Raw genomic sequence first — 22,092 nt, 5'->3', positions numbered from 1 at the left:
AAAGGATAGCAGCTTCTGCCTGGATCTTTTAGGAAATTGGTAATGAGGGATCGCGGCCTGCTTTTAATGTAAATATCGTAATCTCCGGCAATATTCCAACCCTGCCGGTTAAACCAACAAAACCAAAACCTACATTTACATATAATTGTTGTTTGTTTTCCTGGTAATGACCAGCCCATTCATTATAAACATATTTTATAGGGCTATATTGAAAATGCGGGGTACGTACGCCAAATTGCATGCCATGGGTATGTCCGGCAAACATGGCATCAATTTGCGGGTATTTAGGTAAAACCTCGGCCCGCCAATGCGATGGATCATGCGAGAGCAGGAGCTTTACCGGCAGGTCATCGGTGTTTTTTACGGCCAGGTCCATGCGCCCGTATTTGGGGAAGCGGCTGTATTCGCTCCAGTTTTCAATACCTAAGATCCCTATTTCTTCTCCGTTGATTTTTAGACGGCGATTTTCGTTCCTGAGCAGGTTCCAGCCCATGTTTTTATGGGTGGTTATCAGGTCATCATGATTTTTCTTTTTATCCGCCGGGGAGTTCCAGTCGCCATAGTCGCCATAATCATGGTTACCCAGGGTTGAAAAAACACCAAGGGGGGCTTTTACTTTAGTGAAAATGTCCTGGTAGCTGGTCATTTCCGATGCTTCATCGTTAACCAGATCGCCGGTAAAAAATATCAGGTCGGGTTTTTCATTCAACAGCATTTCAACACCACCGAGCACCGCTTTTTTATTATAAAAGCTGCCTGAATGAATATCCGAGATCTGCCCGATCCTTAAGCCATCAAAGGCCTTTGGCAGATTAGGCAGATACATAGTTTGATACAGTACATGATAATCATACGAACCTTTGGGCATGGCCTTTTTTATAGCGGCCAGGGGAACGGTTGCGGCAAGTAAGCCTGCTTTTAAAAGAAACTCGGAACGGGGAATGGCATCATCAATATTAGTAGCAGAGGCAGGAGCAGTAGGGAGAGGAATTGAGGTGTCAGTTTTTTTCCTTTTCAGTACAATTTTTTGCCTGATATCATCGGCAAAAATGAATGGTATAAAAGTAAATTTACAGATGAGCAGGATAAATGTTACCAGTAAACAGGCTGCGCGTACACCCGTACCTGCTATGGTAATATAACCTGCAGTTAAAAGCGCGGCCACACACAAGGCCGAAAAGCCCCAATAAAAAATGGCGAATGCTTTTGATTGAAGCAATCGCCATTTTTTGAACGCGCCCCGGATACCGTATAAAACATACCGGTCGGCCAGCAGCTCAATTATGATCCAGAACAATATGCTTAGCGCTTTAAAAATCATATAGCGCCATATATTTTAGTACCGGTCGTCGTCAATATCAAGGTCATCGTCATCGGGCTGCAAGTTAAATAAACTGTTAAACATATCCGAAAACGCGAAGCCATTATCCAGGAAACCTTTGTTCAATTGTGAAAATTCCGACAGGCCGTGAAGCACAAATTCCATCAGCAGCAATTGCTGGCTTTCGCCCAAACGCGGGTGGATCTTTTTTACAAGGTCTTTCAATCCCACAACTTCTTCCAGCACTTTTTTGTATTCCTGCATGGGCATATCATCAACCAAAGCTACATTGTTGCCATCGCCAAACCAGTTAATGATAGCTGCATATGGGTTAGGAGCTTTGGCTTTCTTAGCCTTTTCCGGGTCAGGGAAAAACGATAGCAGTAAGCTTTTGATGGCTTTACCTATCAGGATATTGGCCACTTTGCCTGGTCCCTCCAGTTCACCCTCATAAACCAGCTCAATTTTACCGGTGATGGCAGGGATCACACCTAAAAAGTCGGTAATACGTACAAAGGTAGTTTTTTCGTGGTTGATGATCATCCTGCGTTCGGCATTACTGATCAGGTTTTCATAGGCCGAAATGGTTAAACGCGCAGATACACCCGATTTTTTGTCGATATACTCGGAGTTACGGGCTTCAAAAGCAATCTGTTCCACCAGGTTTTTAACCAAACCATCAGCCTCAATAGCGATACGCTGATCATCGGTAAGGGACGCTTCTTGTTGCGTGATCTTGCGTGAAATCTCAACCGAACGCGGGTAATGTGTTAAAATCTGGCTCTCAATGCGGTCTTTAAGCGGTGTTACTATCGAACCACGGTTGGTATAATCTTCAGGGTTGGCGGTAAACACAAACTGGATATCCAGTGGTAAGCGTAATTTAAAACCACGGATCTGGATATCTTTTTCCTGTAGTATGTTGAACAGCGATACCTGGATCCGGGCCTGCAAGTCGGGCAGCTCATTGATCACAAAAATGCCGCGGTGCGCACGTGGGATCAAGCCGAAGTGGATCACACGCTCATCCGAATAGGTTAATTTTAAAGTAGCGGCTTTGATTGGGTCAACGTCACCAATTAAATCGGCTACGGTAACGTCAGGGGTGGCCAATTTTTCGGTATAACGCTCAGAGCGGTGGATCCAGCCAATAGGGGTGTCATCGCCTTTTTCGGTTATGATGCTATGACCATACCACGATATGGGGTTGTAAGGGTCATCAAACAATTCTGATCCCTCAATATATGGGATATATTCATCAAGCAGGTTAACCAGCAAACGGGCAATACGGGTTTTTGCCTGGCCGCGTAAGCCTAACAGTAAAATATTGTGACGTGACAGGATAGCAGTTTGCAGATCGGGGATAACAGTATCTTCAAATCCGATGATGCCCTCAAAGCCGCCTTCGCGCTTTTTAAGCTGTTCAATAAGGTTGGCACGTAATTCGTCTTTAACCGAACGGCTTTTGTAGCCTGTTTGCTTTAACTGGCCGAGGGTTTTTATATCTAATAATTTACTCATTCTGTTTTTGTAGTCGGGAAGTCGGAAAGTCCGCAAGTCCGAATGTTTATTTTTAATTTAAAGGACAGTTGTTATTCGTAATTTCAGACTTCCAGACGTCGGACTTCCGACTAAAGACTTACCTAACAGTCCTTCTTCTGTTTCTGATGTAATCCTCAAAAATGTACTCACCAAGACCGTTCAGGGAACTGTAAAAGGCTTTGCCTCCGTTTGTTTCTGTGAATTTACGAACAAACTGCTGCAAATAAGGGTCTTTAGCTATCATAAATGTGGTAATAGGTATTTTTAACCGCTTACATTGGGCGGCCATGTTAAGGGTTTTGTTAACCACTTTCCTGTCCAAACCAATGCTGTTTTTATAATACCTGGTGCCTTCCTTTAAGCAGGTTGGTTTGCCATCTGTAATCATGAAAATTTGCTTGTTGTGCGTTTTACGGCGGCGGAGCAGATCGGTAGCCAGCTCTAAACCTGCATAAGTATTGGTATGATAAGGGCCAACCTGCAAGTAAGGTAAATCCTGCAGAGTTATAGGCCATGCATCGTTCCCAAATACAACAATATCCAGCGTGTCCTTAGGATATTTGGTGCGGATCAGTTCGGCAAGGGCCATCGCTACTTTCTTGGCCGGGGTGATCCTGTCTTCGCCGTAAAGAATCATGGAGTGCGAAATATCGATCATGAGCACAGTTGAAGTAAGGGTTTTGTAGTCCATTTCCTCTACCTCAAGATCGCGTTCGGTCATCATGAAATCGCCGATACCGTGATTAACCTGGGCGTTGTGGATAGACTGGGTCATGTCTATCTGATCAAGGCTGTCGCCAAACTCAAATTCGCGGCGTTCGGCATTTTTTTCATCGCCCTGGCCTGATTGCGGCGAGCGGTGATTGCCTTTCCCTGATTTTTTTAGCTTACCAAAAATCTCTTCCAGGGCAGATTGCCTGATGCTTTGCTCAGTTTTTGCCGTAATCCGGAACTCGCCATTCTCATTATTTTCGTCAAGATAACCCTTTTGCTTTAGTTCGTCGATGAAATCGCCCATGCCATAATCATCGTTGGTAAGGTTATATTGTTTATCGAGTTCGTTAAGCCAGGCTAAAGCTTCGCCTGCATCGCCCGATGTATAGTTGAGCAACTCGAGGAATAATTTTAACAATTCGTCAAATCCGCCTTTAGGGATTTGATTGGGCTTAAATTTGGAAAATCCAAAACCACGCATATTTTGTCCTTTCTGTACATAAAGGAACGGAATATTTTTAGGAAAAGTTTCGCTGCGGAAGTGATAAAATAAATTGTTAGTTAAGTATGACAATTAGATTTTTGATTTCGGAATTGGGATTTCGGATTAAAAAGTCATTTTCTATCTCCAAAAATAAATCCAAAATCGAACATTCGAAATCCGAATTCCTAAATGTAAGCCAAACTATTCAGGAGCTCAGGCGGGTATACCGGGTTAGCGCCTCGCTGGCTGGCTACGTATGAGCCAACGGAGCACGCTTTATCTACCACCTGCTGCATGGGTTTTCCCGAAAGGAGGCCGGATACAAATGTTGCCAGGAAGGCATCGCCGGCGCCTACCGTGTCGGCAACTTTTACAGGGCAGCCGGGACTATCATAAAATTCATGGTCGTGCCATACCAGTGCACCATGCTCACCGCGGGTTACGCAAATGGTTTGGCTATGGTATTTGGAACGGAACTCGCCAATTTGATCGTGCAGGGAAGCACTACTTCCACCGATGAGCAGGTTGGCTTCTTCCTCGTTCATTTTTACTACGTCGGCCCGGGCTACCAATGTTTCAATAGTTGACAGGGTGTAATGCGGCGGGCGAAGATTTACATCAAATATTTTTAGCGCCGGGGTTTCATCAAGCAGGTTTAATAAGGTTTCGCGGGTAGTAGCGGTACGGCAAGCCAAACTGCCAAACACAATGGCCCTGGCTGCCTGGGCTGCTTTAGTGAGTGCAGCCGATGGTTGTATGTTATCCCATGAAACGGGTTGGGGAATAATATAAGTAGCGGTGTTGGTTTCATCAAGCTGTACGGTAACTTCGCAGGTTGGAAATTCATCGTCCTGCTGAATCAGGTCCGAATACAGGTCATTGCTTTTTAAAAAGCCTATCAGTGCATCGCCCGAGTTATCCATACCCACAGAGCTCGCAAACGCTGTTTTTACACCTTGCTGTACCAGATGCCGGGCTACGTTCATGGGTGCGCCACCGGCCTTTTTTCCGTCGCCAAAAGCATCCCATAAAACTTCGCCGAAGCTTAATACCTGATTTCCCATAGTTAATTTGTTTTTTTGCTGCCGATGAAAACCAAATATACTGTATTAAGTTGGATTTTATTTTTTGTTTGAACCATGATTTTAGTCATTTTTAGGATTAATGGATTTACTTTGCCGATATAACAACAGGTAATCTATTAATCGGGCAAATCGTAAATCAGAAAATTGTATACCTTTATTATATGAAAATAATATTGCTGGGTTTTGTGTTTATGTTTGCTGCCACATGCTGCTTTGCGCAGAACAGGCAAGCTATTTTGAAAGTAATGCACACACAGGAGGAGGCCTGGAACCGGGGCGATATTGAAGCGTTTATGCAAACTTACTGGAAATCAGACTCGTTGGTTTTTGTAGGAAAAACGGCACCCGCTTACGGCTGGCAAACAACACTTGATCATTACAAACAAACCTATCCCGATAAGGCTGCCATGGGGCAGCTTAGCTTTAAGATCATACAGCTAAAGGTATTGGACGCAACCAATGCTTTTGTTTTGGGAGGATGGAAACTAACCCGTGAAAAAGATACACCAGGCGGCTATTTTACGCTATGGTTTAGGAAAATTAAGGGTGAGTGGAAGATAGTTTGTGACCACACCTCGTAAGGAGATTAGGGGTGGAGATAAAAGATTAAGTGAATAAATACAAGGATTTGGAAGCGTGGGAAATGAGCGATTCCCCTCTCAAGAGCGGAATTTAAAAGATACCGGATCGCAAAAATACTACTGCATGAAAAGAGGTTTAGTAATTGGAAAGTTTTTGCCGCTGCATATTGGGCACATGACTTTGATAAGTTATGCCCTTGAACACTGCGATGAGCTTATAATAGTTATTGGCGCCAGTGATGACGAACCCATTGCAGGCGATGTGCGGCTTGACTGGCTCAAAAAAACATATGCAGGTAATGATAAGGTTAAACCTGTATTATTAAGCTACGATGAAGCTATGCTGCCGGGTGCGGCCGACTCGATAGAAAATATGTCGAGACTTTGGGTCAGCTATCTTAAAAAGAAGCTGCCGCCTATTGATGTGATATTTGCTTCCGAGGCCTATGGCGCTTATATGGGGCGGTTCCTGGATTGTGAAAGCGTTATTTACGAAGAACCCTGCAAAATTGTACCAGTTCCAGCGGCAAGGATCAGGGAAGAGCCTGATTTATACCTGCATCTTTTGCCCGATGCGGTTAAGGATTACTATAAAAAATCAGGCTGAATAATTCTGTTGGCAATATTTACATACGTTATTGATCAATCCTTAGCGAGCCAGTTCCGTTTAAAATCGGAGGGATTTTTTCCAACTATTTTATTAAAGAGTTTATTAAAATATGATAAGCTTTCAAATCCCACAGCGTAACAGGTTTCAGTAACGTTTTTATCCTGCATGAGCAGGTTTTTGGCTACATCAACACGGTATTGGTTCACGAAATCGGTGAAGGTCATTTTAGTTTGTTTTTTAAAATAGCGGCAAAAGGCCGCTGTAGTAAAGTTCACTTTAGCCGCCACTACATTTACATCGGGTTTAAGATTGTAATTACTGCCGATATATTCATAAATAGCCCCCATCCTGATCTTATCTTTTAAAAAAAACTGCAGGTTCGGCTCGTCATTGTTTAAAATCGTAAATTCTTTTGAACCAGCCAGGATATTAAAGATCTCCATTAATCCCATTAATTGCTGAAAAGAATCCATCCCCGGTAAAAGTTTCAGTTTTCGCACTGCCGTAGTCCTGGTATCTCCATAAAAAGCAATACCGTTGGCGGCCTTTTTAAAAAGCTGCCCGATGGTCGAAAATTCGGGAGCGGTGCCTATTGCCGTTCCCATGAAATCCTCTTTTAGCTGCACCACTATCTGATGGTATTCGCTCCGCAGCCGGTAATCAAAGTTAAGGTGGGGAAGGTTACTGCCAATAAGCACCAGGTCATGCTGGGTGTAACCGGAAATATGTGAACCGACGTGCCTGATCCCAGCATCGGCCTCAACATAAACCAATTCGTATTCGGGGTGATAATGCCACAGAAAAGTGTTGCGAAGCCGGGGTGAAAAGAGTTTGAACGATTTGCCAGGTTCAAAATTAATCTTCTCCAACTGGATCTTATCCATGCTATATTGAGCATTAAGTTTTAGTAAAGATAAGAAAAATGATCAATGCAGAGCAAATTTTGGTCATTGTACAGGATAATCCATCTGTCATGCCAACCTAAATTTGAGTTATAAATCAAAAAGAAAATGAAGACCGAAAACGCAGCCATGACCATGGCACCCGCAAATGCCCATAAAGAAATCCCCGGAAATCCATCAACAGCCAAATCAAGCCAGATTAGCCTGAATAAACGGGCTAACAACGAACCGCTAAAAGTGCTTACTGAGGGCGACTGGCAGTTTTGGATAGACAACGGTTATGTGATCATCAGGAACGCTGTACCAAAAGAACAGGTTCAAAAACTGGCCGATTACCTATGGAAATATGAAGGCAAAGATGCCTGCGATATGGAAACCTGGTATAAAAAGCCCAATGCGCAAATGCAGATGACCGAACTGAACAACACCGGTATGGTCGAAATTTATAATCAACAGTTTATGTGGGATAATCGCCAATATCCCAAAGTTCATGCAGCCTTTGCGGATATCTGGGGTACGGAGAAGTTATGGGTAACTATCGACAGGGCTAATCTTAACTTTCCGTTGCGCCCCGGGTTTGAATATAAAGGGTTTATTCATTGGGATTATGATCCTGAAACCAAACCTCAAAACGTACAGGGTGTACTGGCCCTTGCCGATCAAACAGATGAAAACATGGGAGGCTTTCAATGTATCCCTGAATTATATCGAACATACGATACCTGGAAGCTAACTCAACCCGATGACCGTGATCACTATAAGCCCGATACCACTGGCTTTGAAACGGTAAAAGTGAAACTGGAAGCCGGCGATCTGCTGATATTTAACAGTCTGCAACCACATGGTATCCGCCCGAATAAGAGTAACGATAAGGTGCGTATAGCCCAATACATATCCATGATGCCCGCCCAGGAAGATAATGAAGAGTTAAGGCAATGGCGCATCAACAGTTGGCAAAGCCGCGAAGCCATGCAGGGCTACGCCTTTCCCGGAGATCCGCTGGAACGGGAAAAGCAAAATCCGGTAGCTGAGCTTAGCGATCTGGGCAAAAAGCTATTGGGGTTGGAGCGATGGTAGATTGTATCTCATATACACGCTTTCGGGAGCATTTGATAAACAAGCCGGTTGTGAAGACTCGGTCGTGGGTATAAAACAAAATAGCGATGGACAAATCCATCGCTACTCAATATCATGACTTAAGACTTTCGACTTTAAAAAGGTTTCCCTGCGGCGAGCTCTCTATTAGCCCATTTAACGGCCAGCCCTTCGCGGTATTTAGCATATTTGCCTTTGAACATCATTTTTAGAGCGCTGTCAACACCACCTTTAACGGCCAGGTTATACAAGCTTGCCGCTTTACGGCTTATACTGGCATCCCATGCGCGAAGGCTCAGGGAGTATGAACCATCAACATATTTCATCCAGTGCCAGTAGCCGGTAGGCATAAACAAGGTATCGCCATGTTCAAGGAAAACCTCAATGCCTTCCACGCCGTCGAGCGCCGGGAATTTTTTGACGTCAGGATTTAGTACATCATAATCCTCCAGTGCATACGTGGCATTGGGGATACAGTACAGGCGGCGCTTCCACTTGTTTTCAAATAGGATCACATGCTTACGCCCTCCAAAATGGGTATGGAAAATATGCGGAAGATCAATATCGTAATGTAAAAAAGTAACCGAGTTTGAACCTCCGAAAAACATGGCGGGCATGCTTTCCAAAAAGCCCCCCATCAGGTCCTTAGGTAATACAATATCATCCAAAAGTTGTGGCGCTTGCTTAAATATGTTAAAGAAAAAAATCCTTAACTCGGTTGGTTTACTGCGGATAAGGTCGATATATTCATCAAAGGGCATTTCAGTTGCCGATGAATTGATGGGTTTTGAAGGATCGGCCTTTGAATTATCGTACAATGGCACTACTTTATTGCCAACAACCTGCTTTAAATATTCGGGTGTCCATTTTTCGCGGGCAGGCCAGCTTTTGGTAAGCCCTTTGATAACCAACGGGCGACGAGGATCTAAATAATTCTTCTTGAAGTCTTCGGGAGAAATATTTTCAACCGTATCGATCGGGTTAAGAATGAAGCACATAATAGTTTATTACTTTAGGGGGATTACGCTTATTTTAAAATAAAGTTACAATATTGTTTCTTACTTGTTTAAAAGCATTCAAAATAACGAAATAAACCCCAAAGTAGTATAAATATATCTTAATATTATGGCCTGCCTGATACAAGGGCGTTGTTAGCACGTTTGATAGCCAGGCTTTCCTTCCAGTCCATATAATCCTTTTTAAAGCGGGCTTTCATCAGGTTATCGAACTTGCGCTGCACTGTTAAGTTATACAAGCTTTTGGCTTTAATGGCCCATGATTTATCCCAGGCGCGTAACGATATCGAAAATGAACCGGTGAGGTATTTCATCCAGTGCCAGTACCCGGTTGGCATAAACAGTGTATCGCCGTGCTCCAAAATGGCCTCTTGTCCTTCAATGCCGTCAAGTGCCGGAAATTTGGTGAAATCGGGGTTTTCAATATCATAATCTTCCAAAGCATAGGTAGCAAAGGGGATGCAGTACAGACGGTCGGTCCATTTCTGATCGAACAGCATTACATGTTTGCGGCCATTAAAATGTGTATGGAAAATGTGCGCAAGATCGATGTCGTAATGTAAAAATGTTACAGAACCGGCGCCGCCGAAAAACATATTGGGGTATTTATCCAGGAAACCACCCATTAAATCAGATGGCGAACGATAATCTTCCAGCAGTTTTGGGGCATGTTTAATTGGGTCGAAGAGGAAAATTCTTAAATCAGTGGGCTGTTTTTGAATGAGATCGATATAATCGCCAAACTTCATTTCAGTTGCAGATGCATTGATAGCTTTGGAAGGATCGGCCTTTGAGCTGTTATAAAGCGGAACGGTTTTATCTCCAACTACCTCTTTCAAGTATTCAAAAGTCCATTTTTGCAGTGCGGGCCAGCTTTCAGTGGCTTTGCGGATAATAAGCGGTTTACGCGGATTTAAGTAATTGTTAACAAAATCCTCCTTGCTTATATTGTCTACACTATCAATAGGTGTAAGCGTTATACTCATTTTCACAAATTAATTAACGAGCAAAATTAATTCTTTGTAAATAATATGTAAACGATTTGAGCCGATTTTGAAATTGTGCTGACAGTTGTATTTTAGTTGCAGTATAAAGTTGCAGTGGCAATACGTAACTGCAGGCAGTATAAAGTTGCCGGTGAAGTTTCATGGAGTGTAATAAAAAGAGTATATTTTGCCTATCTTCCTCGAATCAGTGTACCGCTTGTACAACTGCCGCTGCCAACTGCTTCTGCCATTACAAACTGCAACTGGCTTAATTAGGTTTCAAAACTGAATTAACTACCTGAATAACACCGTTGCTTTGGGCAACATCGGCTATGGTGATGAATGATTTGCCCCCTTTTTCGTCAACAAGGTAAAGTTTTGCCCCCTGCGACATCACTATAAGTGTACCGCCGCTCAATGTATTAAGCTCCAACTTGCCTTTGCCCTCTTTTACTTTGGTTAACAGGTCGGCCGAGGTTAATTTGCCGGGCACCACATGATAAGTAAGCAGTTTAATAAGATTGGCCTTGCTTGCAGGTTTCATCAGGTTGTCAACCGTGCCTGCAGGAAGCTGGGCAAAAGCTTCATTAGTAGGTGCAAAAACAGTATACGGACCGGCCGCTGATAGGGTAGGCGCCAAGCCGGCAGATTTAATAGCGTTTACGAGCGTAGTATGGTCTTTTGAGCCGGATGCGTTTTGTACGATATTTTTAGCGGGCGACATGACGGTACCGCCCACAGTTTTTTGGGCGAAAGCTTTTGGGGCTATGGTAATAGCTATAAACGATAGAGCGATAATGAGTACTTTTTTCATACTTGCAGGTATATAAAACATTGCGATTTGATAAATATAAACAGTTTTTAAAACCATTTTGCTTTGTAACAAAGTACTGACTGTAAAAAACCTCAAAGGTTTAGAAAAATAATCCGGCTGCAATATGATCGGCATACAGTTTACCTGTTGCGCTAAGATAAATAACATTATCTTTTTGTATGATCCATTCCCTATCGAAATATTCGGCGGCAGCTTTGAGTAATTCGGCTGATGCTCCTTTGGCTATCTGGTTGAGCCTGGCTAAATCAAGCCCCCAGATTGTGCGTAACGAGGTCATGATATATTCGTTCAGGCGGTTCTCTTCGGTTAGCTCCTCGGTTTCGGCCTGTAGTTTTCCGGTTTCAAGCGCCTGCATATATTTCGCGTTGTTAGCTATGTTCCATTGGCGGGTCTCTCCATTGTAAGAATGCGCCGAGGGGCCAATTCCTAAATATTTTACCCCTTTCCAGTAATTCGAATTATGACGGGAGTATTGGCCGGGCTTACAAAAGTTGGAGATTTCGTAATGTTCAAACCCATGTGCCTGCATGGCATCCATCAGCACTATAAATTGCTCTGCGCTTTGTTGCTCATTCATGGGGGGCTGTTTTTTTTTGCTGATAAAGGCTGCCAGTGCAGTTTGCGGTTCAACCGTCATCGAATAAGTAGACACATGCGGAACATTAAGCTCAAATACCTTATCGAGATTTTGCTTCCATTTGGTATCGCTAAGCATAGGATAACCGTAAATGAGGTCGACCGTAATGTTTTCAAAACCGGCGTCCTGGGCACGTTTTACTGATGATTCTGCTTCCTGGCCGCGGTGTACACGGTTCATCCAAACCAAATCCTCGTCAAAAAACGATTGAATCCCTATGCTGAGGCGATTTACCGGTGTTTGCCTCAATGCTTTGAGCTTATCAGGTTTCAAATCATCGGGATTAGCCTCCAAAGTAATTTCGGCTGTAGATGATACCGTGTGTAGTTCAGTAATTGCATTAATGATCTTGCTGATTTCATCGCCGCTTAAAACAGAAGGAGTGCCTCCTCCAAAATAAATGGTTTCGATGGTTTCGCCGTTAAGATAGCCTTTTTGCAGTTTGACTTCACTGATTAACGCATGCAGCATTTCATCTTTGTACTTTAATGTTGTACTGAAATGGAAGTCGCAATAATGGCAAGCCTGCTTGCAAAAGGGAATATGTATATAGATGCCTGCCATGTTTTTAAGAGAATGTATTCCCATAAAGAATGGGATAGATTAATGATATTAATGTGTTGATTATCAATATTTAAATTGTTTATTAGCTTCACTAATCTTTTGATTTCTATTCTATTTTATGTTACTTTTGTTACTCGAGTGTTACTATTCAAGTTTGACGAGTAACAGAAGTAACAAATAAAAAGCAATGGTAACTCATGGTAACTATTAGATACAAAAAGCTAAGTACAGGCAAATTTAGTGTTTATTTAGATGTCTACTCCAATACCGGTGGGGGTAAAGGTAAACGCAGTTACGAGTTCCTTAAGATTTATGTGGATAAAGATTATTCTGATTCAGCAACCCGTGTTAGCGAGACTGATAAAGAAAAGATGAAGATTATTAAAGCGCTTCGTAATAAAAGAGAGGATGAATTGAATTTCTCTGAGCATGGGTATAAGCAACCTGCTAAGATCAATTATTACCTTCAGGATTATCTTGATCAATGCCTTGCAAAGAAGTTTAATTATAAACTGGAATGCCTCATCATTCATCTTGGAAAGTATTGCCCCAAACGAACCATATTATTCCAGGAAGTAGATGAAGAATTTTTAGATAAGTTTCAGAGTTACCTTCTTAATCAGGTTAGCAGAAATACAACTAATGCCTACATGTCAGTGTTTAGGCAGCATTTCAATAAGCTGGTAATTAAAGGTGGAGATTCTGATGAACGTGACCACTCCAATCCGGCGCAAGCTGACCACCCATTCCGGGCGAAACTGACCACCTGATTCCGGGGCAAATTGACCACCGCAAACACGTAGCAAATGCTGTAAAAGAGACCATCTTTTGAGGGCAAAGACACCTTCCTAAGCATGGCCAACTTAACAATCAGCATGAGTAAGATCAGAAAGATACTAAGGATGTACAGCCAGCAGCGGCCATTAATGACCATCGCTGCCCAGGCCGATGCATCGAGAAACACGGTAAAAAAGTATGTAGCAGCCTTTAAAGCAACCGGCTTTACCTTTGATGAGGTTAACGCGTTGAATGACCAGGAACTGGAAGATTTGTTCGGAAAGTCCAAAGAACACCCGCCTAACGCGCGTATGCAGTCCATGCTACGCTGCTTTCCTCACGTGGATAAAGAGCTGAAAAAGACCGGCATGAACCGGCAAATACTATGGGAGGCTTATTACAAAGAGTTTCCTGATGGCTATCTGTACAGCCAGTTTTGCTTTTATTATAACCAGTGGAAGGCCAGGGTTAACCCGACTATGCACATGGATCATAAGGCTGGGGATAAGCTATACGTCGATTTTGCGGGTGAAAAGATGAGTATCACCGATAAGGATACCGGGGAGATCACACCTGTAGAGGTTTTTGTAGCTATTTTGGGCGCAAGCCAGTTAACCTATGTTGAGGCTGTAATGAGCCAGCAGAAGGAAGACTTTATTGCGGCCTGCGAGAACACCCTGCACTTTATCGGCGGCGTCCCTGCCGCCATTGTACCAGATAACCTGAAGGCCGCCGTAACCAAAAGCAGCCGCTACGAACCCACCCTGAACGAAACATTTGAGGACTTTGCAGATCATTACGGAACGACTGTATTACCAGCTCGGGCATACCGCCCTCGTGATAAAGCATTGGTAGAAGGTGCGGTAAAGATTATTTATACCAAGATATACGCACCATTAAACAAACAGGTGTATCATTCTTTAACGGAGCTTAATGCAGCAATCTGGCAGACCCTTGAAGTTCATAACACCCAGATGCTCAAAGGCCGTAACTACAGCCGCAGGTTACAGTTTGAGGAGATCGAACGCAGTGCGCTTGCTCCATTACCCGCCCTGCGTTACCAGTTCAAGAAGCAATTACAGGCCAGGGTGATCAAGAACGGCCATGTTAACCTCGGCCCTGACAAGCATTATTACAGTGTGCCTTACCGCTTTATTGGCAAGCGGGTCAAGTTATTATACTCCCGCACGACGGTAGAAGTGTACTATAACTATGAGCGCATCGCCCTGCATAAGCGCAATAAAAACCCCTATGGCTATACTACGGATAAGGAGCACATGGCCAGTACTCACCGCTTTAAAAGCGACTGGACGCCGGATATGTTCCTGGATTGGGCAGCCTCCATCCACGAGGATGTAAGGCTGTATATCCTTCAAATACTGGAGCGCAAGCAGCACCCGGAACAGGCTTATAAGTCTTGCCTGGGGGTGCTTGGCTTTTAAAAAAAAGAAGTGAACGAAAGGCTGACCATTGCCTGCCAGCGAGCATTGAGCTACGGTGTGTATAACTATAAAACGATACAAACCATACTGGAAAACAAGATGGACAACTACGAGGAAAGCTTATTTGCCGATGAGCTGCCGATGCCAGATCATGGCAATATCCGGGGAGAAGACTATTACAAATAACTATTTAAAACAACAATAACATGAACACAAGCACCTTAGACAAACTGCGGAAGATGAAGTTCTTCGGCATGTTCCATGCCTTTAAAAGCAGCATGGAAACCGGTAAAACAAATGATTACACAGCAGACGAACTGCTGGCACACCTGGTAGAAGCCGAGTGGGACGACCGTCAGAACAGGCGTATTGATCGTACCATCCAGTATGCCAAGTTCCGCTATAAAGCTGCTATAGAGGATGTTCATTACCATGCAGATCGGACAATCGACCGTAATCAGATCATGCGTTTGGCAGACTGTACGTTTATTGATCGCTTTGAGAACCTACTGATAACCGGCAGTACCGGTATCGGTAAAAGCTATGTGGCTTCTGCTATCGGCCACCAGGCCTGCATATTGGGCTACCGGGTACTATATACCAGCACGCCCAAGCTATTCGCTAAACTGAAGATGGCAAAGGCGGACGGTTCCTATATCAAGGAGCTGGCTAAGCTGGAAAGAACACAAGTGCTTATACTGGATGACTTTGGGATACAGCCTTTTGATGCACAGAGCAGAGCCGCATTAATGGAGATCATAGAGGACCGGCATGGCAAGACTTCTCTGATCATTACCTCACAGTTGCCGGTCAGTAAATGGTTCGAGGTGATCGGTGAAAAAACGATTGCTGATGCTATACTTGACCGGATCGTTCATGATGCACACCGCATCGAGTTAAAAGGGGAATCTATGAGAAAAAAACGCAGTATCGAACCGGTAAACAGCCTCTAATGAAATTGCCTTTTAAATAACTATTTTTGTACACGCTTTTACAGCGTTTGCTGCAACTCAAAAGTCAGCTAACCCAGTGGTCAATTTGGCCCGGAACAGGGTGGTCAACATCTCCATAACTTACACACTGCCCATATCAAAATTAAACTTTACAGCTGGTAATTACTTTAATTCGGCCGTTAATTTTAACTTTCACTTTTTTTGCTTGCGGCGACGCGATGCGGCAGAAGGTGATCTTTCCATCTTTCCACTGCATATTAACGGTAAAGTTACCGCGTGCTTTAAGCCCTTCGACCTTGCCTTGCGCTTTCCAGCTATTGGGGATAGCTGGTAGCAGATCAATGTACCCCTCATGGCTTTGTATCAGCATTTCAGCAATGCCGGCGCAGGCACCAAAGTTACCATCTATCTGGAACGGAGGGCCGGCAGACAAGAGGTTAGGATAAATCCCACCGCCCGCCGTGTAGTTGATGCCGGTGCCAGTCACAGGTTTCATTAGCTCATGAAATAGCTTAAAGGCGCGGTTACCATCATGCAATCTCGCCCAAAACAAAAGCTTATAAGCGATCGACCAGCTCGGTCCATCATCGCCACGGACATTCAATGTTTTTTTAGCGGCTTCGGCCAGATTTGGTGTACCGTTGGCAGTTATTTCTGAAGCGGGATAGATGCCATAGAGATGAGACACGTGTCTGTGTGTCGGTTCTGTTTCCGCATAATCTGCAAGCCACTCTTGGATGCGTCCATCTTTGCTGATGATTCCGGCCGGTGGAATCATTGCTAATTGTTTCTTTAGCTGCGCCCGAAAATCCGAATCAACGCCTAATGTTTCTGAGGCAGTAATTACGTTCGTAAATAGCTCGCGCATGATTTGATTATCTATAGTAGCGCCAATACAGATACTGGCGTGTCGTCCGCTGCTGTCCGGCATTAAAAAGCTGTTTTCTGGCGATGACGATGGCGCCGTAACCATATAGCCACTTTTCGGATCTCTAACCAAAATGCTATTGTAGAACTGTGCCGAACCTTTCAATATCGGGTAGATGTTTTTCAAATATACCTTATCAGAAGTAAAAGCATAATGGTCCCAAAGGTTACTGCATAACCAGCCTGATCCTGCTTTGGTTACACCCCATGATGCGCTCTCGCCGGGCTCTGTCCAGCCCCAGATGTTAGTGATTACGTGGGCTACCCAGCCATCAGCATTATAATAAGCTTTGGCAGTTCGTTCGCCAGGTTTTACCATACCGCGTACCAGTTCAACCAAAGGTAGATTCAGCTCAGACAAGTTCGATACTTCTAACGGGAAGTGATTCATTTGTACGTTGACATCCAGATGGTAATCTCCGTTCCACGGCGTACTCGTTTGATTGGCCCAAAGGCCCTGTAGGTTTGGTGGTAGCAAGCCAACGCGAGTACTACAAATGCTTAGGTAACGGCCGTATTGATAAAACAGAACCGGTAGCAGCTTATCTGCATCGGGGTTATTGTGGAAAGCAATCAATCGCTTATCGGTTGTCTCCTCATCTTTGCTGCTGCCTAAGCTGATATTGACGCGATCAAATAGCTTTTTAAATTTAGCAGTATGCTCTTGCTTCAACTGCGCATAAGGTTTTTTAATGGCAGCATTCATGTTCTGCATTACTACCTCTTTAAAGCCTTTATTCTTGTAATCGGTACCGGCTGACAGATAAATGATAACTTCATTTGCATTTTTAATAATGAGGCTGTTGCCGGTGGCAGAGACTGAGCCGCCAGTCAGTTTCGTTTTTAAATAAGCGGTATATCGCATTCCGTTGCCATCCGTGCCATTATCTAACCGGCCTTCCATCTGCAAGGTATCAGCAATAGTTGTGGTAGTTGATCTTTCTGAGCGGCTTAAGCGAATGCTCAGATTCAGCTTGCCCGGTTTGTCCGCCGTTAACCGGATCACATCCACATCATCACTGAAACTGGTGAAATACTCACGTTTGTAAGTTATTCCACCAATCTGGTAGCTGCTGGTAGCAATGGCGTTGTTTAACGAAAGTTGCCTTTGATAGTTGCCGGCTGTTGAAGCGTTGCCCCTGCCATAGTTAAACTTAAGATCTAAATCACCTAACGTTTGGAAGCAGCCCCATTGTTTACCGCCGGATCCCGGACCTTTGCATACAAACTCCTTGTCGATCAGGTTTTGCGCTTCTATATTTTTGCCAGCTAAAAGCAGTGCTTTAATCTCTGGCAGTTTCTTATAAGCTTCATAGTTATTTGCATCTTGGGGCGACCCCGACCATAAAGTAATGTCGTTCAGTGTTATCTTGTCGTCAACTACGCCACTTGTTGGCATCATTCCCAAGCGGCCATTCCCTAGCGGAAGCGTTTGCTCCCAGTTGGCGGCCGGCTTGTCGTAATGTAGCCTAAGTGGCGGTTGCTCCTGCGAAAAGCTTTGTAAAGACACGCTGATAAAGATTATCACAGCTGGCGCAAATTTTTTTAACATCATCAGGAAGGACTTATTATGGTTTATCAAGTAGATACAATGCTATTATAAAATGTAGTTTTTAGAAATAGACAAAAAGTGGTTAATGATGGATATTATGCTTTTAGCTGTAATAAGTGAATTTGCGTTGGATGGCGATTCGATTTGTTTACGTATTTGACCATTAGCCAAATGATTCATTGCTTGTACCGCTAAGACCTGGCGCTGCATTTACTTTTTTTCTGTACTGGTTTGGAGAAATGCCCATTAACTTGGTGAACATCCTGGTAAAGTAATATTGATCTTCTATCCCCAGATCTAACGCTATGCTTTTAATAGACATGGTAGTAAACGAGATAAACTGACAAGCCTTTTGAACCTTCAATTGATTAAAGTATTCAATAGGTGAATAACCGGTTTTAGCTCTGAAAATTGCAGAGTAGTGTGATTTGGAAAGCCCAGCAATGTGGCTAAGTGCGTCAAGCCGTAGCATAGTGTGAATGTTCTCCTGCATGTACCGGATGGTTTTTTCTACCATATCGTTATCATCAGGCTTGTCATCTGAATAGTTAAATTTATCCTCGTATATTAACGACGACAAAAAGTGTGAGAAGATCATATTTACATACCGTAAGGCATCGCTACTATATCCTTTTTCCAGGTTAAAACAGATGTTCTCAAACAGCTTGATCCGATTTTCGTTAAAGGACAAATATGGCTTATAATTTTCAGAATTCTTTAATATAAGTTCCAGGATAAAAGAAGCTATTTCTCCTTTAAAGTGAATCCAGTATATAGTCCATGGTTTATCCATATTAGCGCCATACCTATGCGGCGTGTTAGCCGGGATAGCAATGAATTGCGAGGGTGATACCTCAACCTTTTTCTTGTTAATTTCTAACCAGCCATAGCCCTCGGTGCAATAAATAATAATGTGTTGGTTGATGCCATGTGGGCGCTCCGCATAATGGTGCATAGCTTTTGGATAATAACCAATGTCGGTTATGTAGATTTGTTTGGTAACTAAATCTTTACTTAAAAAGTTAGTAATGATTTTCTTAGGCAGCACAATCAATTTTTGTCCTTCAAAACCGTCTCTGCGTCGTATTACAGTGCTTTTTGCCATGCTAATAAGGTGTATAATTGTAAACTTCCGGATAATTGGTAACTCCGTGGATACAAACATTAATAAAAAATATTAATATATCAGCATCCTATAATAAATTCAGTAAAAACAAGAGACCATAAAAAAGTCCATCATTTCCGTAATATTACCTATTTTATTATCGTGTTTAATCTGTGACATTTACCAGATAACCAATAGCGATATCTGTCCTGTTAATGCTTAATATTTCCGCTTGCGTAATCGTTCGGAGAAAAATGTATTAAAGAATCAACTTTTATTCTGCCATCAAGATGGCTTTAAAGTGTGACAGTGGCTGACAAAAACAACAACCGCAAATGTCCTATTTCAATACATGGATAAATGATCCTAAAATAATGCGCACCGGGCCCACCAATTTGTTCGTCCTTGTTCTTTTAACGTTTATAGGGACCCGTTTACAAGCCCAGGAACTTCAAAAAAGTGCAGATAAAACCTCTATCAGCAGCCCGCAGATAAAAATTTCGGTTGATAAAAAAACCGGTATGGTAAATTACATATTCAGCGATGGCTCGCACATAGATAATGCGGCGGCTTACATTAAAGATGTAAGTTCAGGATACTTGCCAACGAGTGCATTTTCCGGTCACAGTTGCACCATTGAGCCGGTAACCGACCAAATCGGAAAGGGATTGTGCCTTACGGTTAAGCATAGCGATGCACAGCACTACATTAGCTTGACTCAGCAATTTACCCTTTACCAGGGAAAGAAATATGCGTTGATAAAAGTGAGTGCCACATCGGCCGATAGGCCTATCGAAACGAGAGATATCAGCCCTATAGCCATCCTCCCCGCTAGTAAGGGTAAGCTTTTTATCCCGGGTGCCGAGCCCCGCGTCTTGGATGTGCCTTTTGATAACGATGATTGGACACCAACATTGGAAAGACGCTGGCCAAAGGCTAAAGAGCCGAAAAGCAAAGGTATCAGCTATGAATTTTTAGCTGTTTACGACCAGTTGAATAACTCCGGGCTGGTTATCGGGAGCGTTGAGCACGATTTCTGGAAAACCGGCTTGAGCTACCAAACGGCTGCAGAGCTGGGCTACATTGATTCGCTCAGCGTTTTTGGCGGTGTAGCCACGGCCGATGACCCGTCGCTGAAGCCTGGCTATGGTGGATTGGATGGCACACACGACCATACGGAACACGGAACGGCGCTCGGCCAAAAAGTAAGTTCTCCCACAATTTATATCAGCAGTTCGGATGATCTGCACGAGACTTTTAAGGATTTTGGCCGGGTAAATTCCATTATGAACGGCATACAAACCTGGCAGGCTCCAGCACCGGTATATTGGAACAGCTTTGGGGTGGAAGGTGTGCTGGGTTACGAAAAAGTGATGATGCCAAAGGCAGTACATCAAATCTCCGATTTTCTGTATTCGATGCCCAATTTCAGCGCTTATAGTAAGCCGGTATTGAGTGTTGATTCGTATGATCAGGGCATTTACACTACGGAGGTTTTAAAGGAGATTGGCGAATACGGAGCCGAAAACGGGCAGCAGATGGGATTTTACTTTATCCCCTTTGCCATGTGGAGCTGGAAAGATAACATCAAAGGGCATAAGGTACCTGGTTCTGATTACCTACTGGAGGACGTTTTACTACGCGACAAAAATGGCAGGCCTATTATGTATAAGGATGGAGAATGGGGTGCGTATGCTATGGATCCATCGCATCCGGCTATCCGATTATACATCATTCAGCAATTGAAGAAGGCAAAGGCTATCAATGCTAAATTTCTTAAAATAGATTTTTTGACCGCCGGTTCGCTGGAAACCACGAAACGTTATGACCCCAAAGTACGCACCGGGATGCAAGCGTACAATTATGGCATGAAAACGCTGAGGCACTTGGTAGATTCTATCATGGGTAAAGAAATTTTTATCACCCAAGCCATTTCCCCGCTTTTTCCGCACCAATATGCGCATACGCGGTTTGTATCAACAGATGTTTACTCCCATCTTCGAGATGATCAGAAAGGCTTTCCGGGTTGGGGAAGTACGGAGTCGTCGCTGGCGATAGGATCGCACATGGGCTGGATCCAGGGCACCTTATTCCCCTATACCAACATGGATGTAAGCATCATGAAAAACTTCCAGCGCAACCCCGACCTCACCGAGCAGGAGATAAAGGTGCGCCTTTACGCTATGATGGTGATGGGTAGTATTTTAGGGGATGGATCTGATTACCGTAACCCTATAGCAGCTTACCGTGCGCAGAAGTTTTTGAATAATAAAAAAATAGCGGAATTTTTCAGCGATCCGAAAGCATTCATCCCTATTAAAATGGCCGATGGCGAAAGCTATGACCAACAATTATCCTTTTACCTGCCAGGTGATGTTACCATGCTGGCGCTTTTCAACTTTAATTTGAAAAAGGATTTTAAACAGGTATTCACCCGGCGCGCGTTGCATCTTAATGCAAAGACCAAATACGAATTACGCGATTTTATGAATGATAACGTAATTGGCCACCTAGAGGCCAATGCACTCGAGCTTTCCACTACCGCCGGCCCGGGCACCGCGGTGATGATGAAAATAGTGCCGGTAAAATAATCATCAAATAAACCGTAATATTTTGCCACCAGTTAACTTACACAACCTGAAAATGAAAACTATCCAAACCTTTAATAGCAGTCGGCGGTAATATTTAATTATTTGGTTAATAACCGATATGGTCAAGGTAACAGGCTACCTATAAAATTGAAGGGATTAGATCCTGCCAAACGTTACAGCCTAAAAGAGATCAACCTGTACCCAGGTTCGTCAACACTTATAAACGGTAAGAAGACTTACTCGGGGATTTCCTGATGACGGTTGGTTGCGATCCTGCTGTGAGTACCTCCAAAACCGGGGTCACCCAGCCCACAGCGGTTAATTAAAAAATAAAAACCAATACAATATTCATTTCCAGGAAATGTCTCGTATG

At 43.5% G+C, this 22,092-nt stretch carries 20 protein-coding genes; 9 read left to right on the top strand and 11 right to left on the bottom strand.

Annotated features, from left to right (window positions below; genetic code table 11):
* Positions 1 to 28 precede the first annotated feature (28 nt).
* From ACEN82_RS21935 to ACEN82_RS21920, 4 genes are all read right to left on the bottom strand, one after another.
* Positions 29 to 1,297 (bottom strand): metallophosphoesterase, encoded by a 1,269-nt coding sequence (locus ACEN82_RS21935; protein ID WP_495644023.1) that lies wholly within the window; start codon positions 1,295 to 1,297, stop codon positions 29 to 31.
* Between the two features lie 39 nt (positions 1,298 to 1,336).
* Entirely contained in the window at positions 1,337 to 2,842 is a 1,506-nt protein-coding gene (locus ACEN82_RS21930) for a sigma 54-interacting transcriptional regulator (RefSeq protein WP_413322514.1), read from the bottom strand.
* 118 nt (positions 2,843 to 2,960) lie between these two features.
* A complete protein-coding gene (locus ACEN82_RS21925) occupies positions 2,961 to 4,058 on the bottom strand; it encodes a vWA domain-containing protein (RefSeq protein ID WP_090531322.1) in 1,098 nt (365 codons plus the stop codon).
* Positions 4,059 to 4,246: 188 nt separating this feature from the next.
* A complete protein-coding gene (locus ACEN82_RS21920; RefSeq protein ID WP_413322513.1) occupies positions 4,247 to 5,125 on the bottom strand; it encodes a carbohydrate kinase family protein in 879 nt (292 codons plus the stop codon).
* 182 nt (positions 5,126 to 5,307) lie between these two features.
* On the opposite strand from ACEN82_RS21920, the gene ACEN82_RS21915 reads away from it, so the two are divergent.
* Positions 5,308 to 5,727, top strand: coding sequence for a YybH family protein (locus ACEN82_RS21915; protein WP_413322512.1), 420 nt, complete (start codon positions 5,308 to 5,310; stop codon positions 5,725 to 5,727).
* A 124-nt stretch (positions 5,728 to 5,851) separates the two neighbouring features.
* Complete coding sequence (locus ACEN82_RS21910; protein WP_413322511.1) at positions 5,852 to 6,334, top strand: adenylyltransferase/cytidyltransferase family protein; 483 nt, start codon at positions 5,852 to 5,854, stop codon at positions 6,332 to 6,334.
* 35 nt (positions 6,335 to 6,369) lie between these two features.
* Here the strand turns inward: ACEN82_RS21910 and ACEN82_RS21905 are convergent, their stop codons facing one another.
* A complete protein-coding gene (locus ACEN82_RS21905; protein WP_413322510.1) occupies positions 6,370 to 7,221 on the bottom strand; it encodes a helix-turn-helix domain-containing protein in 852 nt (283 codons plus the stop codon).
* Positions 7,222 to 7,347: 126 nt separating this feature from the next.
* On the opposite strand from ACEN82_RS21905, the gene ACEN82_RS21900 reads away from it, so the two are divergent.
* Complete coding sequence (locus ACEN82_RS21900) at positions 7,348 to 8,316, top strand: phytanoyl-CoA dioxygenase family protein (protein ID WP_413322509.1); 969 nt, start codon at positions 7,348 to 7,350, stop codon at positions 8,314 to 8,316.
* 134 nt (positions 8,317 to 8,450) lie between these two features.
* Here ACEN82_RS21900 and ACEN82_RS21895 read toward each other — a convergent pair whose 3' ends face one another.
* From ACEN82_RS21895 to hemW, 4 genes are all read right to left on the bottom strand, one after another.
* Positions 8,451 to 9,332, bottom strand: a complete 882-nt coding sequence (locus tag ACEN82_RS21895; protein ID WP_091215547.1) for a cupin-like domain-containing protein — start codon at positions 9,330 to 9,332, stop codon at positions 8,451 to 8,453.
* A 125-nt stretch (positions 9,333 to 9,457) separates the two neighbouring features.
* A complete protein-coding gene (locus ACEN82_RS21890) occupies positions 9,458 to 10,336 on the bottom strand; it encodes a cupin-like domain-containing protein (RefSeq protein ID WP_091171709.1) in 879 nt (292 codons plus the stop codon).
* A gap of 268 nt (positions 10,337 to 10,604) precedes the next feature.
* Positions 10,605 to 11,150, bottom strand: a complete 546-nt coding sequence (locus ACEN82_RS21885; RefSeq protein WP_413322508.1) for a fasciclin domain-containing protein — start codon at positions 11,148 to 11,150, stop codon at positions 10,605 to 10,607.
* Between the two features lie 100 nt (positions 11,151 to 11,250).
* On the bottom strand, positions 11,251 to 12,372 hold the full coding sequence (gene hemW / locus ACEN82_RS21880; RefSeq protein WP_495644022.1) for a radical SAM family heme chaperone HemW: 1,122 nt from the start codon (positions 12,370 to 12,372) through the stop codon (positions 11,251 to 11,253).
* Positions 12,373 to 12,569: 197 nt separating this feature from the next.
* On the opposite strand from hemW, the gene ACEN82_RS21875 reads away from it, so the two are divergent.
* The 4 genes from ACEN82_RS21875 to istB all read left to right on the top strand — a co-directional run bounded on the left by ACEN82_RS21875 (position 12,570) and on the right by istB (position 15,544).
* Positions 12,570 to 13,142: a phage integrase SAM-like domain-containing protein gene (locus ACEN82_RS21875; protein WP_413322506.1), complete on the top strand. Its 573-nt coding sequence runs from the start codon at positions 12,570 to 12,572 to the stop codon at positions 13,140 to 13,142.
* A 105-nt stretch (positions 13,143 to 13,247) separates the two neighbouring features.
* Positions 13,248 to 14,591: an IS21 family transposase gene (istA, locus tag ACEN82_RS21870; RefSeq protein ID WP_495644021.1), complete on the top strand. Its 1,344-nt coding sequence runs from the start codon at positions 13,248 to 13,250 to the stop codon at positions 14,589 to 14,591.
* A gap of 9 nt (positions 14,592 to 14,600) precedes the next feature.
* Positions 14,601 to 14,777, top strand: a complete 177-nt coding sequence (locus ACEN82_RS21865) for a hypothetical protein (RefSeq protein WP_495644020.1) — start codon at positions 14,601 to 14,603, stop codon at positions 14,775 to 14,777.
* 20 nt (positions 14,778 to 14,797) lie between these two features.
* Positions 14,798 to 15,544, top strand: coding sequence for an IS21-like element helper ATPase IstB (gene istB, locus ACEN82_RS21860; RefSeq protein ID WP_495644019.1), 747 nt, complete (start codon positions 14,798 to 14,800; stop codon positions 15,542 to 15,544).
* A gap of 142 nt (positions 15,545 to 15,686) precedes the next feature.
* Here the strand turns inward: istB and ACEN82_RS21855 are convergent, their stop codons facing one another.
* Complete coding sequence (locus ACEN82_RS21855; RefSeq protein WP_495644018.1) at positions 15,687 to 17,981, bottom strand: glycoside hydrolase family 95 protein; 2,295 nt, start codon at positions 17,979 to 17,981, stop codon at positions 15,687 to 15,689.
* Positions 17,982 to 18,186: 205 nt separating this feature from the next.
* Positions 18,187 to 19,128, bottom strand: coding sequence for an AraC family transcriptional regulator (locus ACEN82_RS21850; RefSeq protein WP_413318909.1), 942 nt, complete (start codon positions 19,126 to 19,128; stop codon positions 18,187 to 18,189).
* Positions 19,129 to 19,463: 335 nt separating this feature from the next.
* On the opposite strand from ACEN82_RS21850, the gene ACEN82_RS21845 reads away from it, so the two are divergent.
* Entirely contained in the window at positions 19,464 to 21,719 is a 2,256-nt protein-coding gene (locus tag ACEN82_RS21845; protein WP_413318907.1) for an alpha-amylase family protein, read from the top strand.
* Between the two features lie 102 nt (positions 21,720 to 21,821).
* A complete protein-coding gene (locus ACEN82_RS21840; protein WP_413318905.1) occupies positions 21,822 to 21,974 on the top strand; it encodes a hypothetical protein in 153 nt (50 codons plus the stop codon).
* Positions 21,975 to 22,092 lie beyond the last annotated feature (118 nt).

Source organism: Mucilaginibacter sp. Mucisp73, assembly GCF_059491465.1.
Note: the sequence above shows the minus strand (reverse complement) of the source record. Positions and strands in the feature narration are given on the sequence as shown.

What these genes read in the sequence shown, in the direction of transcription:
- ACEN82_RS21905 (WP_413322510.1), bottom strand. Translation starts at nt 7,221, where the DNA reads ATGGATAAGATCCAGTTGGAGAAGATTAATTTTGAACCTGGCAAATCG.
- ACEN82_RS21915 (WP_413322512.1), top strand. Translation starts at nt 5,308, where the DNA reads ATGAAAATAATATTGCTGGGTTTTGTGTTTATGTTTGCTGCCACATGC.
- ACEN82_RS21925 (WP_090531322.1), bottom strand. Translation starts at nt 4,058, where the DNA reads ATGCGTGGTTTTGGATTTTCCAAATTTAAGCCCAATCAAATCCCTAAA.
- hemW (WP_495644022.1), bottom strand. Translation starts at nt 12,372, where the DNA reads ATGGCAGGCATCTATATACATATTCCCTTTTGCAAGCAGGCTTGCCAT.
- ACEN82_RS21930 (WP_413322514.1), bottom strand. Translation starts at nt 2,842, where the DNA reads ATGAGTAAATTATTAGATATAAAAACCCTCGGCCAGTTAAAGCAAACA.
- ACEN82_RS21895 (WP_091215547.1), bottom strand. Translation starts at nt 9,332, where the DNA reads ATGTGCTTCATTCTTAACCCGATCGATACGGTTGAAAATATTTCTCCC.
- istA (WP_495644021.1), top strand. Translation starts at nt 13,248, where the DNA reads ATGAGTAAGATCAGAAAGATACTAAGGATGTACAGCCAGCAGCGGCCA.
- ACEN82_RS21850 (WP_413318909.1), bottom strand. Translation starts at nt 19,128, where the DNA reads ATGGCAAAAAGCACTGTAATACGACGCAGAGACGGTTTTGAAGGACAA.
- ACEN82_RS21920 (WP_413322513.1), bottom strand. Translation starts at nt 5,125, where the DNA reads ATGGGAAATCAGGTATTAAGCTTCGGCGAAGTTTTATGGGATGCTTTT.
- ACEN82_RS21900 (WP_413322509.1), top strand. Translation starts at nt 7,348, where the DNA reads ATGAAGACCGAAAACGCAGCCATGACCATGGCACCCGCAAATGCCCAT.
- ACEN82_RS21875 (WP_413322506.1), top strand. Translation starts at nt 12,570, where the DNA reads ATGGTAACTATTAGATACAAAAAGCTAAGTACAGGCAAATTTAGTGTT.
- istB (WP_495644019.1), top strand. Translation starts at nt 14,798, where the DNA reads ATGAACACAAGCACCTTAGACAAACTGCGGAAGATGAAGTTCTTCGGC.
- ACEN82_RS21910 (WP_413322511.1), top strand. Translation starts at nt 5,852, where the DNA reads ATGAAAAGAGGTTTAGTAATTGGAAAGTTTTTGCCGCTGCATATTGGG.
- ACEN82_RS21890 (WP_091171709.1), bottom strand. Translation starts at nt 10,336, where the DNA reads ATGAGTATAACGCTTACACCTATTGATAGTGTAGACAATATAAGCAAG.
- ACEN82_RS21845 (WP_413318907.1), top strand. Translation starts at nt 19,464, where the DNA reads ATGTCCTATTTCAATACATGGATAAATGATCCTAAAATAATGCGCACC.
- ACEN82_RS21885 (WP_413322508.1), bottom strand. Translation starts at nt 11,150, where the DNA reads ATGAAAAAAGTACTCATTATCGCTCTATCGTTTATAGCTATTACCATA.